Origin of the sequence: Glutamicibacter protophormiae (genome assembly GCF_014647495.1) — a bacterium.
Classification (GTDB): Bacteria; Actinomycetota; Actinomycetes; order Actinomycetales; family Micrococcaceae; genus Glutamicibacter; species Glutamicibacter protophormiae.
Map to the genome: position 1 here is coordinate 1 of NZ_BMPH01000006.1, position 14,030 is coordinate 14,030.

Below are 14,030 nucleotides of genomic sequence, written 5' to 3' on the forward strand. Positions count from 1 at the left end.
CTTCGTCATCCCATCAATTCAGATCGTGTCGTCGCAGGAATTCAACCAACGTCCCTGGACAGTACAGCTAGCGGACCTTAATGGGCTTTCGAGGAAGTTCATTGGCGATTTGGAATCCGGCAAGAACTCACTTGAGTTAGGTCCTGCGCTCAAAGTCGCCAGTTCGCTGGGGATTCATTGGGGGGCTCCTGATCCTTCACCCCAGATGGTCTTGGACCAAGTTGCCAAGGATATAGCTGAAGAACTTTCTCAAGGGGAACGTGAGTCCACCTTGCGGATCGCCATGGACGCGCTCAAGCGCCTGAATCCACGGGAAGTGCAAAATTTGATGCGTTGCTTGCCGCTGGAGTGCGACTTGTTATGGAGGGCAACTTGCCGCATGTGCCACGGTGGGGGAGCGAAATTACCACAGCCTTGGTTCCCCGGTGACGACACCCGGACGACGGGTGAGGCATTTCGAAATCTGACGATAAGACGGACCCCAAAGAAGTTTGCAGATTTCAATATCTTCTTTAAGGACAATTCGCTGGAGGCCGCTTGAGTCGTGAACTGACTCTGGAAGAGATCCGCGGGCTCCTCAGGGAGCTTATCCGTCGGCTTGAAAGCGCCGCCCTGGCCACAACGATCCGACTGGTCGGGGGGGGGAGCAGCCATAGCACTGTCAGGCCACAGCAGGAGAGTTACGCGGGATGTTGAGGCCTCTCTGCCAGGCAGCGCGATATGGAAGACATCAGCTTTCTGGTTGCCGCGTTGGGTATCGAGGACCCCAATGAAGCCGTGAGGATTGCGGAAGAACTCTACACAGATGATGATGTCGCAGAATCACCCGTCAGTCGTGAAGATGCACCCATCGTGGCGCTGGAAGCATTAGAACAGGCACGCCACGACGAGATCCAGCCGGTCCCGAGGGGATTTTGGAAACTATGCTCCAGAATTTCCTCGTGCCGATGTTCTTTCGCCAGCAGCAGTGCTGTCCTCGATTGGTGAACTGGCAGGCGCAGCGCAGACTGCCCAAGCACGTGCGGGCCCCGTCATCCGGGAGGACAACGGGGCCCGCAGACATACACGCGGTTCGGCGGTCCTGGCTAGGCCTTGGCGCCGCTCTTGCGCAAGGACTTCTCGCTGACCGGGGCGTTGTCGCTGGCGCGCAGGCGGCGGAAGTACTCCATCGCCTCGTCCTGGCGCTGGCCCTCGATTCCGGAGGAGATCTCCGCGCGCAGGTGCTCCTGGGTGTAGCCGAAGGCATCGACCAGGTCCTGGGCGTGCGGGCGCAGGCGGGCGAGCAGCCGGTTGATGTACTCCGGCAGGGTGCGGGCGCGCTGCATGGACAGTCGGCCGTTGGCCAGGAACCAGCCCAGGTCGTCCTCGATCACGCTCAGCGCGAAGACGTCGCGCAGCCAGGTCAGCACCTCCTTGGTGGCCGGATCCTGGATCTTGGCCAGGGCTGCGGTGAAGGCCTCCCAGCGCAGCAGCTGGCCGTGGTCGCGGGCGGCGGAGATGAGCAGGTCCTGGTTCTCGTTGAAGGCGGTGGCCGCCTTCACCGGGTCCTTGCCCGCCGCGCGCAGGGCGCCGGCGACCTCGACGACCTTGGCGTTGATGCGCTCGGTGAGCAGCGCGCGCTGGTTGGCCGGGTCCTTGAAGAAGTTCGCGCTCTTGCGCTCGTCGCTCACGTCGGCGAAGGACTGGCCCACGCCGCGCAGCCCGAAGCGGTGCAGGGCGGTGCTGCCGACCTGCTTGGCCACGTAGCGGGCCACCGCGCCGGTATCCAGCTTGCGGAATTCAGAGGCGTAGTCGGTGAGCAGGCGCTTGCCCACCAGCTGCAGCAGCACGTTGTTGTCGCCCTCGAAGGTGACGTAGATGTCCAGGTCGCTGTAGAGCTGGTTGAAGCGGTTCTTGGCCATGTAGCCCGAGCCGCCGCAGGCCTCGCGCGATTCCTGGATGGTGTCCAGCGCGTCCCAGGTGCTCAGCGGCTTCAGCGCCGCGGCGAGGGTCTCCAGGTCCTGGCGGTCCTCGTCGGTGTCCTCGCGGCCGGAGAAGACCGCGTCGAACTTGTCCAGCAGGTCGTCGTGCGCGAAGGAGGAGGCGTAGGTGCGGGCCACGCGGGTGAGCAGGCGGCGCTGGTGGCGCTGGTAATCCAGCAGCGTGGTCTCCTCGGTGTCCGAGGTGGAGTTGAACTGGCGGCGCTGGTTGGCATAGGTCACCGCGATCTGCAGGGCGATCTTCGAGGCGCTGGTGGCGGCGCCGTCCAGCGAGACGCGGCCCTGGACCAGGGTGCCCAGCATGGTGAAGAAGCGGCGGCCCGGGGAGGCGATCGGGGAGGTGTAGCTGCCGTCGGCGGCGACGTCGCCGTAGCGGTTGAGCAGGTTGGTGCGCGGCACACGCACGTTGGTGAAGTGCAGACGGCCGTTGTCGATGCCGTTCAGCCCGCCCTTCAGGCCGTCGTCCTCGCCGCCCACGCCGCGCAGGAATTCGCCGTTTTCGTCGCGGATCGGCACGTAGAAGCAGTGCACGCCGTGGTTGACGCCCTTGGTGACCAGCTGGGCGAAGACGGTAGCCGCCTTGCCGTGCAGCGCGGCGTTGCCCAGGAATTCCTTCCAGGCGGCCTTGAACGGGGTGTGGATGACGAATTCCTCGGTGTCCTCGTCATAGGTGGCGGTGGTGGCGACGGCGGCGACGTCCGAGCCGTGGCCGATCTCCGTCATCGCGAAGGCGCCGGGGGTCTTCAGGCTCATGGCATCCGGCAGCCACTGGGCGTGGTGCTCCGCGGTGCCCAGGTGCAGGATCGCCCCGGCGAACAGTCCCCACTGCACGCCGGCCTTGATCTGCAGCGAGGGGTCGGCGGCGACCAGCTCCTCGAAGGAGGCCAGCGAGCCGCCGTGGTCGTCATGGCCGCCGAATTCGGTCGGGAAGGCGCGCTGCACTGCCTGCTCCTGCACCAGGATGCCCAGCTGCTCCAGCACGCGGGCGCGGTGCGCGTCCATCGGCAGGGAGGGGTCGCGCTGCAGCTCGGGGCGGGCGGCGCGGGCGCGCGAGGCCTTGCGGACCTCGGCGTAGGGGCCGAGCAGCTGCTCGGCCAGGGCGTTGACGTCGATGCGGGTCTCACTCATGTCGTTACCTTTCGTTCTCTGCACAAAGTTGGTGGCGTGGTTGCTAGCGGGTTGCGGCGATGCCGTAGATGAGCCAGCTGGTCAGTTCGTCGGCCAGCGCGGCCAGGCTGGGCTTGTCCGGCGAGCCCGGTTGGCGCAGCCATTGCTCGCCGGCGGCGCGGACCATGCCCAGCGCCGCGCGCGGCCACAGGCTGATGGCCGTCGCGCCGGCCGCCGCCGGCAAGCTGGTCAGGCGCTGCGCGATCAGCGAGGTGATCTCCTCGAAGAAGTCGTTCAGCGCGCCGGAGGCGTCGTCGCCGCCGGCGGCCGGGGCTCCGGCCGCCGCCGCGTCCCGGGGGACCGCGGTGACGAAGAAGTAGAGGTTGGGGGAGTTCGCGGCCAGCTCCAGGTAGGCGGTGACCATTGCGTGCAAGGCGCTGGCCTCGTCCTGCTTGGCCAGGCCCGCGGCGATCACACGCTGGCGGAAGTCGGTGATGACCATCGCTCCCAGCGCCTGGCGCAGCCCCTCCTTGTCCCCGAAGTAGCGGTAGTAGACCGGCTTGGAGGTCTTGGCGTGGTTCGCGATCTCCTGGATGGACACCTGCGGGCCGAGCTGGTGCACCGCCTTGCGGGCGAGCCTGAGCAGCTCCTCGTGCCGGGCGGTGCGGTGCGCCTCCCAGCGGGATGCGCGGCCGTCGGCTGCCGGGTCGAATACTTCGGTGATCTTATTCACGTTACTCACAGTATCATGTACTCTTGGTTACAGTAATACTTGTCACATCAAATTCTCTGTAGGAGTTCAACCCAGATGAGCCAGCCCTCAGTGCGCAATGCAGTGATCATCGGCGGGAACCGCATCCCGTTCGCCCGTTCCAACACCGCCTACGTCAACGCCTCCAACCAGGACATGTTCACCGCCGCGCTGGAAGGCCTGGTGGCGCGCTTCGGCCTGCAGGGTGAACGCCTCGGCGCCGTCGCCGGCGGAGCGGTGCTCAAGCACTCCAAGGACTTCAACCTGGTCCGCGAATCCGTGCTGGGCAGCTCGCTGGACCCCGCCACCCCCGCCTACGACGTGCAGATGGCCTGCGCCACCGGCATGGAGGCCATCGGCTCGCTGGCCAACAAGATCAAGCTGGGCCAGATCGAATCCGGCATCGGCGGCGGCGTGGACACTACCTCGGACGCGCCGATCGCGGTCTCCGAATCGCTGCGCGGCATCCTGCTGGAACTCTCCCGCGCCCGCAGCACCAAGGCCAAGCTGGCCGCGCTGGCCAAGATCCGCCCCTCGCACCTGGCGCCCAGCGCCCCGGGCACCGGCGAGCCGCGCACCGGGCTGTCCATGGGCGACCACCAGGCGCTGACCACCAAGGCCTGGAACATCACCCGCGAAGCCCAGGACGAGCTGGCGCTGGCCAGCCACCTGAATCTCGCCGCCGCCTACGACCGCGGCTTCTTCAACGACCTGCTGACCCCGTTCAAGGGGCTGAGCCGCGACAACAACCTGCGCGCCGACTCCACCCTGGAGAAGCTGGCCAAGCTCAAGCCCGCCTTCGGCAAGAACCTGGGCGAGGCGGCCACCATGACCGCCGGCAACTCCACCCCGCTGACCGACGGCGCCTCCACGGTGCTGCTGGGCAGCGAGGACTTCGCCGCCGCGCACGATTTGCCGATGCTGGCGAACTTCGTGGACTTCGAAGCCGCCGCGGTGGACTTCGTGCACGGCGCCGAAGGACTGCTCATGGCCCCGGCCTACGCCACCGCCCGCCTGCTGGAGCGCAACAACCTTTCGCTGCAGGACTTCGACTTCTACGAGATCCACGAGGCCTTCGCCGGCACCGTGCTCGCCACGCTGGCCGCCTGGGAGGACGAGCAGTTCTGCCGTGAGAAGCTGGGACTGGATGCGCCGCTGGGCGCCATCGACCGCGGCAAGCTGAACGTGAACGGCTCCTCGCTGGCGGCCGGGCATCCGTTCGCCGCCACCGGCGGGCGCATCATCGCCAGCACCGCCAAGATGCTGGCCGAAAAGGGCAGCGGCCGCGCACTCATTTCGGTGTGCGCCGCCGGAGGCCAGGGAGTCGTCGCGATTGTGGAGGCACGCAAGTAATGGCAGACAAGTACATGGAACTGGTCAACACCGGCATGACCAAGAAGCTCGCGAAGCTCCTGGGGCTGCCGCGTCCGCCGCGGCTGCGCCGCTACGGCGAAACCACCCCGCTGCTGCCCGGCCCGGTGCTGGTGCTGGGCAGTTCGGCCCGCGCCCAGGAACTGAGCGACACGCTGGTCTCCTGGGACCTGGACGTGCGCCGCCACGACGCCGGGGACGCCAAGCTGGGCGGGCTGGTGCTGCTGCTCGACGAGCTCACCCACCCCGAACAGCTCTCTGCGCTGATGCTCGCCGCCGGCGCGGCGCTGCGCCAGCTGGTGCCCGGGGCCCGCGTGGTCTCGATCTCCCGCCCGGCGCTGGACACCGACGCACCGGCCCTGGCCGCGGTGCGCCAGGGCATCGACGGCGCCATGCGCTCGCTGGGCCGTGAAATGCGCGGCGGGGCCACCGCCAACGGCATCCTGCTCAACGAGGGCACCGACCTGCTCAGCCCCGGCACCCTGGGCGCGCTGCGCTTCTTCTTCTCCGGCCGCAGCGCCTATGTGGACGGCCAGTTCCTCACCGTGCGCACCACCGAGGGCGCGCTGCCTCAGGATTTCCGCAAGCCGCTGGCCGGCAAGGTCGCGGTGGTCACCGGGGCCGCCCGCGGCATCGGCGCCTCGATCGCCCGCACCCTGGCCCGCGACGGCGCCCAGCTGGTGGTGGTGGACATGCCGGCCGCCGGCGAGGCACTGGCCGCGGTGGCCAACCAGATCGGCGCGACCACCCTGCAGCTGGATGTCACCGCGAAGGACGCCGCCCAGCAGATCATGGACCACGCCATCGGCCGCCACGGCTCGCTGGACATCGTGGTGCACAACGCCGGCATCACCCGCGACAAGCTGCTGGCCAACATGGACGCGGCGCGCTGGGATTCGGTGATCGCGGTGAACATCGCCTCGCAGCTGCGCATGAACGAGGTGTTCCTGGCCGCCAAGCTGCCGGGGCTGCGCGTGGTGTCGCTGGCTTCCACCTCCGGGATCGCCGGCAACCGCGGGCAGACCAACTACGCCGCCTCCAAGGGCGGGGTGATCGGCATGGTGCGCTCCAGCGCCAAGCTGTTCGCCGAACAGGGCGGCTCCATCGCCGCGGTGGCCCCGGGCTTCATCGAAACCGAGATGACCGCGAAGATCCCGCTGGGCACCCGCACCGTGGCCCGCATGGTGCTGCCCTCGCTGATGCAGGGCGGGCTGCCGCAGGACGTCGCCGAGGCGATCTCCTTCCTCGGCTCGGACGCGGCCGCCGGCCTGAACGGCCAGGTGCTGCGCGTGTGCGGCCAATCGCTGGTGGGTGCCTAGATGGGCGCCGAGCTGGTCGCGCAGATCCCGTCCATGGGCTCGGTCTACGCCAAGGCGGTGAAGACCCTGGGCCGCAAGGGGCGCAACCCGGTGCTGCCCTCCACGGTGCTGGTCCATCGTTCGGCCGCGGCGGATCCGGGTGGGCTGGATGCGTTCCGCCGCGCGGTCGGCGCCCCGTCCAATGGGGTGCTGCCCAGCCTCTACGTGCATTCGCTGGCCTTCCCGCTGGCCATGTCGCTGATGCTGCGCGCCGACTTCCCGCTGCCGCTGCTGGGCATGATCCACCTGCGCAACCAGGTGGCAGTGCACCGCCCGCTGGCTGAGGACGAGGTGTTCGACGTGGAGGTATTCAGCGAGAACCTGGCCGCCCACCCCAAGGGCGCGGCCTTCGACCTGGTGGTGCGCATCGTGGTGGACGGGCAGGAGCGGATGGAGCTGCGCAGCACCTTCCTGGCCAAGGGGGTCAAGCTTGAAGGCTCCGTGCCGGAGAAGTCGGTGCATGCGGCGTTCGAGCCGCCGCAGCGCACCGCCTCCTGGAAGCTGGATGCCGGGACCGGGCGGCGCTGGGCGGCGGTGGCGGGGGACTACAACCCAATCCACCTCAGTTCGCTGAGCGCCAAGGCGCTGGGCATGCCGCGGGCCATCGCCCACGGCATCTACCTGGCCGCCCGCGCCCTGTCCGGCATCGAGCCGGCGGCCGGCGAGTACCGGTGGAGCATCGAGTTCAAGACCCCGGTGGTGCTGCCGGCCGGCGTCGACCTGGCGTTCACCCGCACGGAGGCGGGCTTCGAGGTGGCGGCGTGGAGCCCCCGCAAGGGCAAACCGCACTTCGAGCTGACGCTTCAAACGCAGGCATAAGCACCAAGCGAAGGTGCAGGACCATGCAGGTCCTGCACCTTCGCTTTTTTGCGGGGACTCAGCCGATCAGCGCGCTTTGCGCCATGCGGTAGCTGGCCAGCGAGGCGACCGCGGCCCGCTCCCAGGTGAACTCCCCGGAGTGCTCCAGCGCGTCGTGCCCGGCCTGGGTGACCAGCTTCGGGTTTTCGGCCAGCTCGACGAGCTTCTGCGCCCACAGCTGCGGGTCCGGTTCCGGCATGAGCCATCCCGAGCGTCCGTCGCGCACCGCGTAGCCCAGCCCGCCGACCGCGTTGGCCAGCACCGGGGTGCCGCAGGCCTGCGCCTCGGCGGCGACCAGCCCGAAGGTCTCGGACAGCGACGGCACGGCGACCACGTCGGCATTGGCGAACACCGCCGCCAGCTGCGCTGGCTTCAGCGGGTCGAAGAAGCGCACCAGGTCGGCGAGGTCCTCGCGTTCCACCAGCGCCTGCAGGTCGTAGTCGGCGCTGCCGGAGCGCGCCCCGAACAGCGAGGCGGTAATACGCAGCTGCGGGTGGCTGCGCCGGGCCAGGCCCATGGCTTCGAGCATCACATGCGCGCCCTTGAGCGGCTGCAGCCGTCCGGCGTACACCAGGTGCAGGTCGTCGGGGCCCAGGGGGCGGCAGAGCTTGTCCTGCTCGGGATGGAAAATCCGGTGGTTCACCCCGGGCAGCACCACATCCAGCTTCTGCCGGTCCACCTCGTAGAAACGGGCCAGCTGGCGCGCCTCCACCGGGGTGTTGGCGATGATGCGCGAGGCCTCGGCCAGCAGCTGCTTCTCGGCCTGCTTGCGCGGCCCGGGCTCCGGGATGCCGGATTCGAATTCCTTCGCGGCGGCCGAGGTGTGCATCGAGAGGATCAGCGGGGCGCGGAATTCCCGGGCCAGCTGCAGGCCCACCATGCCCGAGAGCCAGTAGTGGGCATGGATGATGTCGATGTCCAGGCCGTGCAGGTGCTCGGAAATCGCGGCCGCCGCCGGATCGATGATCTGCGGCAGCTCTTCCTTGCCCATCTGCTGGTGCGCCGCGATCTGCACCTGGTGCATCCATACGCCCTCGGCGACCTGCTGGGATTCGGAGTCCGCGGCGGTGCGCGTGACCATGTGCACCTCGTGCCCCAGCGCGCCCAGCGCGAAGGACAAATTCTGGATGTACACGTTCATGCCTCCGGCGTCGCCCGACCCGGGTTGCTGCATGGGCGAGGTGTGCAGGGAGAGCATGGCAATGCGCATCGGAGGACTCCGGATTTCCTAACGAACGAACAGGCCGCGGCAACGGCCTACCCTTGATGCTATCAACTGAGCCAATCGAGCATCGTGTTGTTGGCGGACTCCCAGTGGGCCACCATCTGCGTGCCTCCGTGCCCGTCGTTCTCGCAGATCACCAGCTGCGATCCGGGCCAGTGGCGATGCAGCTCCCAGGCGGTGCGCAAGGGGCTGGAGATATCCTGCCGACCGTGGACCAGGATCCCCGGAATGTGCTCGATGCGGTCCATCCGCTCCAGCAGCGGCGGGTCGTTGAACCCCGCGTGCAACCAGAAATGCGTGGTGAGCCGCGCGAAGGCCTGGCGGAATCGGGCATCGTCCCAGCGCGGGTCGCGCACCGCGGGTTCGCGGCCCAGCGAAACATGCGTATCCTCCCACAGCGCCCACGCCTGCGATGCCGCGTCGCGCAGCTGCGCGTCGGGCGCGGCGAGCAGGTCGGCGTAGGCCTGGACGATGCGGCCGGCGCCGCGGGTGTAGGCGGGGTGGTGGATCTCGGCGAAGCTGGCGAACTCGTCCCACGCCTCGGGGAAAACCGCCCCGACGGTCTCGGTGATCCACCGGACTTCGGCCTCGCTGGTAGCGGTGACCGCGAACAGCACGAGGCCCGACACCCGTTCGGGATGGGCCTGCGCGTAGGCCAGCGCGAGGGTGGAACCCCACGAGACGCCGTTGAGCACCCATTGCCCGATGCCCAATGAGCTGCGCAGCTGTTCGATGCCGCCCACGAGCTTGGCCGTGGTGAAATCCGACAGCGGCACCAGGAGGCTGGCGGCCGATGGGGTTGACCTGCCGCAGCCGCGTTGTTCGAAAGCGACGAGCCGGGTTCGTTCCAGGTCCCAGCGGTGGCGATAGCCGCTCGCGCCCAGCGTCCCGCCCGGGCCGCCGTGCAGGTACAGCACCGGTTGGCCGTCGGGATTGCCCCATTGCTCCCAATACATCTGGTGCCCGTCGTCCAAGGGGAGCATGCCTGACACATCGGGCATGGCTGGCTTGTCGTGGTGTCCGTTCATGTCGCTCGCTCCCGGGCCCGAGTGTGGTGGATTGCTGGAATCGCTGCCAGCTTACGTCCGCAAGCGAGTAAAACCGGCAATTCAGGCGAAAATGTTGTGACCCTTGACACGAATTTGCGCCGAGATTGCTGAAACTGCCTACTCAACCGCGATTATTCCGCGAAATTCCGGGATTTTCGACCTCTTTGGGCCGACTCGCGCCCGATTGGAATTCACGCGAAGGCGGTGGTAAAGTTTTACTTCGTTGCCAGCGATAACAACGCGAACAACAGACAACCTGCGCGGGTGGCGGAATAGGTAGACGCGCCAGCTTGAGGTGCTGGTCCTCGAATAGAGGGTAGGGGTTCAAGTCCCCTTTCGCGCACAGGTAAATCCCCGGTTGGCTTCGGTCAACCGGGGATTTTTTATATGCATGTAGACGGAGCCAAAAAGGCTTGGGACCCAATCCTCCGCTGCGACCGGCATCAGCGGCCTGGCTCGTCGCGAGCCGGGCCGCTTGATCCGCTCTTCGAAATCAGGCGCTGGCTCCCTGCGCCGCCGCCAGTCCATTGTGGACACTTGCCTCCTGCGCAGCGCTGATTCCGGCGCGGCGGCCGAAGAAGCTTCCATCACCCAGGCTCGTGCCGCTGGCGTAGCCTCCGGCGCAGACTCCCGAGGTGCAGCGCCCCGCGGCGAACAGGCCCGGGATCGGTTCGCCGGAAACATGCAGCACCCGGGAGTCTGTATCGGTCTTCAGCCCGCCCAGGGTGAAGCCTCCGGTGCGGCGGCGCAGGTCGATGGCGGCCAGTGCGCCCTGCAGCGGCTTGACCCACTTCGGGTTCTTGCCCAGCAGGGGATCGGTGCCCTGCACCGCGAACCGGTTGTACTGCTCGATGGTGGCCTGCAGGCTGCCGGCCGGCAGTCCCATCTCGGCTTCCAGCTCAGCGGCGGACTCGGCCACCCAGGTCGGCTGCATCAGCAGCTCCGGGCTGGAGGTCTCGCTGGCCGAGCCTTCTTCGAAGGACTGCTCGTCGATGACCAGGAACGACTGGTTTTCCTGGTGGAACAGCGTCGCCTGTCCGATCCGGCCCGGGTAGGTGTCCTCGGTGATATAGCGCTGGCCCCGGCCATTGACGAGGATGCCGCGCACCAGCAGCTGCGGATCGCAGAAAAACGCGACCTCGGTGGCGTCCATGTGGGCGGTGGCGGCGCCGATCGACTGGCCCATCTGGATGGCGCGCCCATCGTGCGCCTCGATGGATGCGGCCGGGCGGCCAAGGATCCGCGGGGCGTTGGCGCGGACCATTTCCTCGTTGTAGGCGAAGCTGCCCATCGCCAGGACCACGCCGCGGCGGGCCTTCACGTAGACATCCTCGCCGTAGCGCTTGGCCCCGATGCCCACGACGCGCCCGGCTTCGTCGATGACCAATGCCTGCACGCGCAGGTCGTACTCCGCGCGCACGCCCAGGGCCTGCGCGGTTTCGACCAGCGGCTTCATGAGCATGTAGCCGCCGCCCTGCTCGCCGGTCTTCTTGCCGGACATCTGCGGCACGTGCCCGCGCGGCGCCGGGGGAATCGAAGCGCTGAACGGGGCGGCGTTCTCGCCGCCGGAGTACATCAGCCCGTCGTCGTAGGGCGGCTCCCAGCCGGGCTGGCCCCAGAAGGACTCCTTGAAGACGACGCCCGCGTCCACCAGCCAGTTGTAGTGCTCCACGCTGCCTTCGCAGTAGGCGTCGATCTTGGCATCGTCGGTGCCCGGGCCGAGGGCTGCCTTCATGAAGTCCTTCATGTTCTCGACGGTGTCCTCGAAGCCCAGGGCCTGCTGCAGCGGCGTGCCGCCGCCGAGGTAGATGAAGCCGCCGGCCATGGACGCGGCGCCGCCCCAGCCGCCGGAGCGCTCGAGCACGAGCACCTCGGCTCCGGCCCTGGCGGCCTCGATCGCGGCGGTGGCCCCGGCGATGCCGTAGCCGGCCACGACCACGTCGGCCTCGAAATCCCAGGTGCTGATGCTGCTGGCGGAAATGTTAAACGTGCTGGTATCGGACATGCGTGGGCATCCTCTCGAAACGGACCAAAAGTAACCAGAAGATTAGCTGTGCGCGTTCGACTCACCGGGACCCAGTCCCACTGGATGGAACCGGTTTCGCCTGCCTGCCGGGGCTATTCTCCGGTGCCCGCCAGCCGGCGCAGGCCTGCCGCGTCCAGCACCTCGTTGAAGACCGGGCCCTGCGGTTCCAGCGCCCGCCCGGCGGCCAGGTTCTGGAGGATCACCGGTGCGAAGCCGAGCACGCGGATCAGCTGCGCCACCGCTTCGGCGGCCTGAAGATCATCTGAGGCGACTCCCAGGGCGCGCTGGGCGTCGCGGCGGGAGGCCTTGTCGGCATCCAGGTCCCAGTGGCTGATGTGGTTCAGCGCCTTGACCACGCGGCTGCCCTCGAACCGACGGGCGATGACCTCGCTGCTGGACAGCCCTGCCTCCAGCCCGTCCTCGAACCACTGCGGCAGCGGTTCGTCCTCCCAGCGGTTGGTGGCATCCACCAGAATGGTCCCGGCCAGCGCCTGCGGGTCGACGTCGTCCAGTTCCTCCTGCGGCACCATGAGCACCACGAGATCGACACCCTGCGCCACGTCCTCTGCAGGGACCGCCTGGGCCTTGTTGGCGTACTGCGCCAGGTGGTATTTCATCGCGCTCGGCGTCCGGGTGGAGGCGATCTGGACCTCTAGCCCTTCTGCCGCGGCGACCCGGGCCAGTGCGGTGCCGGCCCGGCCGGCCCCCAGAATTCCGAAACGCGTGATATCCATGTGATCCATTCTGGGTGGTTGGCGGCCGGCGGGCCGAATCCGGCGGCCCGGGTTAAGGAAAAAGGCCGCCGAACCATGCTTGGGGGCACATGGTTCGGCGGCCTCGGGGCTCCGGGAGCTAGCCGCCGAAGAGCGGCGAGAGAGACTTCCAGAGCTGCTGTCCACCCAGGATGATGAACAGGATCGCGGTCACGGCCAGGGCACCGTTGGTGTGCCAGCGGTTCGCCCATTGCTTGGGCACCCGCTTGCCGTTGAGCAGTCCGAGCAGGGTCACGGCCAGGAACGGCATGAACAGGGCGCCGAGCACGCCGTAGGCCAGGATCAGCGCGATCGGCTTGTCCAGCAGGAACAGCACCATCGGCGGGAAGGTCAGCCAGAGCACGTAGAACTTGAAGTACTTGCCGCCGGTCATGGTGTCCGGGTGGCCGGCCGGCTTCTTGCGCATGTGGCCCCAGAAGTCGGCGAACATCAGCGAGACGCCGTTCCACACGCCGATGATCGAGGAGAAGGACGCGGCCCAGAAGCCGACGAGGAAGCTGTTGCCCACCACGACGCCGTAGCGCTCGCGCAGCACGTCGGCCAGTTCCAGCAGGCCCTTGTCGCCGCCGGAGATGGCGACGCCCGCGGCGCGCAGCACCTCGGCGCCGACGATCAGCATGGCGATCACGAAGATGCCGGTCACGACGTAGGCCATGGTGTTGTCGATGCGCATCACGCGCATCCACTTCGGGGTGTACCAGCCCTTTTCACGCAGCCAGTAGCCGTACGCCGCCAGGGTGATGGTGCCGCCGACGCCGCCGGCCAGGGCCAGGGTGTAGACGATGCCGCCTTCGGGGATCATCGGGATCAGGCCGGAGAACATCTCCGGGATGTTCGGGGCCGCAATGACCGCCAGGCCGACCACGGTGACGAACATGACGCCCACCAGCACCGCGGTGACCTTCTCGAAGAAGTTGTACTTGCCGAACCAGACCATGGCGAAACCGGCCAAGCCCATCAGCACCGACCAGATCTTCAGGTCGATCGAGGGGAACAGCGCCGCCAGCGGCATGGCCGCCGAGCTCATGGCGGTGGCGCCGTAGACGAAGCCCCAGATGATGATGTAGGGGCCGAAGTACCAGGTGGTCCAGCGTCCCAGCGTGCGCCAGCCCTCGAAGATGGTTTTGCCGGTGGCCAGCGTGTAGCGGCCGGCGCCCTCGACCAGCACGATCTTCAGGATCACGCCCAGCACCACCGCCCAGAGCAGCGCGTAGCCGTACTGGCTGCCGGCCACGAGGGTGGCGACCATGTCGGCCGCGCCTACGCCGGTGGCGGCGACCACCAGGCCGGGGCCGACGATTTTCCATTTCGGCGGTGAACCGCCGTCGAGATCCGCATTCAGCGATCGCGTACTTTCTGACATGTGAGCCAGTCCTTTACGAATGTCGATCAGGGCCGGGCGGCAAGCCCGGCACCTCGGTCAGCCGCTGCAGCAGGAGTTCACCATTGAATGGCCGCGGGCTGGAAGAACATTTCCAATCTAGAAGTGATGGCGGTTACGGCAAAGCTGGATGCGAAGAACTAACACTTCCT

The 14,030-nt window shown here is 67.6% G+C and carries 12 protein-coding genes and 1 tRNA gene; 6 read left to right on the plus strand and 7 right to left on the minus strand.

Annotated elements, in window-relative coordinates; genetic code table 11:
* Together IEY43_RS08485 and IEY43_RS08490 are read left to right on the plus strand one after the other, a co-directional pair.
* Positions 1-541, plus strand: a 541-nt coding sequence (locus tag IEY43_RS08485) for a helix-turn-helix domain-containing protein (protein ID WP_229777331.1), incomplete at its 5' end; no start/stop codon positions are given.
* A 179-nt stretch (positions 542-720) separates the two neighbouring features.
* Entirely contained in the window at positions 721-987 is a 267-nt protein-coding gene (locus IEY43_RS08490) for a hypothetical protein (RefSeq protein ID WP_188948179.1), read from the plus strand.
* A 98-nt stretch (positions 988-1,085) separates the two neighbouring features.
* Here the strand turns inward: IEY43_RS08490 and IEY43_RS08495 are convergent, their stop codons facing one another.
* Together IEY43_RS08495 and IEY43_RS08500 are read right to left on the minus strand one after the other, a co-directional pair.
* Positions 1,086-3,107 carry an acyl-CoA dehydrogenase family protein gene (locus tag IEY43_RS08495; RefSeq protein WP_188948180.1) on the minus strand — a complete coding sequence of 674 codons (2,022 nt, stop codon included), beginning with the start codon at positions 3,105-3,107 and terminating at the stop codon, positions 1,086-1,088.
* A 43-nt stretch (positions 3,108-3,150) separates the two neighbouring features.
* Positions 3,151-3,828 (minus strand): TetR/AcrR family transcriptional regulator, encoded by a 678-nt coding sequence (locus IEY43_RS08500; RefSeq protein WP_229777332.1) that lies wholly within the window; start codon positions 3,826-3,828, stop codon positions 3,151-3,153.
* A gap of 66 nt (positions 3,829-3,894) precedes the next feature.
* Between IEY43_RS08500 and IEY43_RS08505 the strand changes: the two genes are divergently transcribed.
* From IEY43_RS08505 to IEY43_RS08515, 3 genes are read left to right on the plus strand one after another with little or no spacing between them, the layout of a single operon-like run.
* Positions 3,895-5,190 (plus strand): acetyl-CoA C-acetyltransferase, encoded by a 1,296-nt coding sequence (locus IEY43_RS08505; RefSeq protein ID WP_188948181.1) that lies wholly within the window; start codon positions 3,895-3,897, stop codon positions 5,188-5,190.
* Positions 5,190-6,527, plus strand: a complete 1,338-nt coding sequence (locus tag IEY43_RS08510; RefSeq protein ID WP_188948182.1) for a 3-oxoacyl-ACP reductase — start codon at positions 5,190-5,192, stop codon at positions 6,525-6,527. Before IEY43_RS08505 ends, IEY43_RS08510 begins: the two co-directional genes overlap by 1 nt.
* Positions 6,528-7,385, plus strand: a complete 858-nt coding sequence (locus IEY43_RS08515) for a MaoC/PaaZ C-terminal domain-containing protein (RefSeq protein WP_188948183.1) — start codon at positions 6,528-6,530, stop codon at positions 7,383-7,385.
* Between the two features lie 58 nt (positions 7,386-7,443).
* On the opposite strand, the gene IEY43_RS08520 is transcribed toward IEY43_RS08515, so the two are convergent.
* On the minus strand, positions 7,444-8,634 hold the full coding sequence (locus IEY43_RS08520) for a glycosyltransferase (protein WP_188948184.1): 1,191 nt from the start codon (positions 8,632-8,634) through the stop codon (positions 7,444-7,446).
* Between the two features lie 62 nt (positions 8,635-8,696).
* Positions 8,697-9,677: a prolyl aminopeptidase gene (gene pip, locus IEY43_RS08525; protein ID WP_229777333.1), complete on the minus strand. Its 981-nt coding sequence runs from the start codon at positions 9,675-9,677 to the stop codon at positions 8,697-8,699.
* Between the two features lie 279 nt (positions 9,678-9,956).
* Between pip and IEY43_RS08530 the strand changes: the two genes are divergently transcribed.
* Positions 9,957-10,041, plus strand: a tRNA-Leu gene (locus IEY43_RS08530).
* Positions 10,042-10,191: 150 nt separating this feature from the next.
* On the opposite strand, the gene IEY43_RS08535 is transcribed toward IEY43_RS08530, so the two are convergent.
* The 3 genes from IEY43_RS08535 to IEY43_RS08545 all read right to left on the minus strand — a co-directional run bounded on the left by IEY43_RS08535 (position 10,192) and on the right by IEY43_RS08545 (position 13,860).
* Positions 10,192-11,703, minus strand: a complete 1,512-nt coding sequence (locus IEY43_RS08535; RefSeq protein WP_188948185.1) for an FAD-dependent oxidoreductase — start codon at positions 11,701-11,703, stop codon at positions 10,192-10,194.
* Between the two features lie 113 nt (positions 11,704-11,816).
* Entirely contained in the window at positions 11,817-12,458 is a 642-nt protein-coding gene (locus IEY43_RS08540; protein ID WP_188948186.1) for an NADPH-dependent F420 reductase, read from the minus strand.
* Positions 12,459-12,576: 118 nt separating this feature from the next.
* On the minus strand, positions 12,577-13,860 hold the full coding sequence (locus IEY43_RS08545) for an Nramp family divalent metal transporter (protein WP_188948187.1): 1,284 nt from the start codon (positions 13,858-13,860) through the stop codon (positions 12,577-12,579).
* Positions 13,861-14,030: the final 170 nt, after the last annotated feature.

Coding starts and splice junctions, on each gene's coding strand:
- IEY43_RS08540 (WP_188948186.1), bottom strand. CDS start 12,458: ATGGATATCACGCGTTTCGGAATTCTGGGGGCCGGCCGGGCCGGCACC.
- IEY43_RS08505 (WP_188948181.1), top strand. CDS start 3,895: ATGAGCCAGCCCTCAGTGCGCAATGCAGTGATCATCGGCGGGAACCGC.
- IEY43_RS08510 (WP_188948182.1), top strand. CDS start 5,190: ATGGCAGACAAGTACATGGAACTGGTCAACACCGGCATGACCAAGAAG.
- IEY43_RS08495 (WP_188948180.1), bottom strand. CDS start 3,107: ATGAGTGAGACCCGCATCGACGTCAACGCCCTGGCCGAGCAGCTGCTC.
- IEY43_RS08545 (WP_188948187.1), bottom strand. CDS start 13,860: ATGTCAGAAAGTACGCGATCGCTGAATGCGGATCTCGACGGCGGTTCA.
- pip (WP_229777333.1), bottom strand. CDS start 9,677: ATGAACGGACACCACGACAAGCCAGCCATGCCCGATGTGTCAGGCATG.
- IEY43_RS08490 (WP_188948179.1), top strand. CDS start 721: ATGGAAGACATCAGCTTTCTGGTTGCCGCGTTGGGTATCGAGGACCCC.
- IEY43_RS08520 (WP_188948184.1), bottom strand. CDS start 8,634: ATGCGCATTGCCATGCTCTCCCTGCACACCTCGCCCATGCAGCAACCC.
- IEY43_RS08535 (WP_188948185.1), bottom strand. CDS start 11,703: ATGTCCGATACCAGCACGTTTAACATTTCCGCCAGCAGCATCAGCACC.
- IEY43_RS08515 (WP_188948183.1), top strand. CDS start 6,528: ATGGGCGCCGAGCTGGTCGCGCAGATCCCGTCCATGGGCTCGGTCTAC.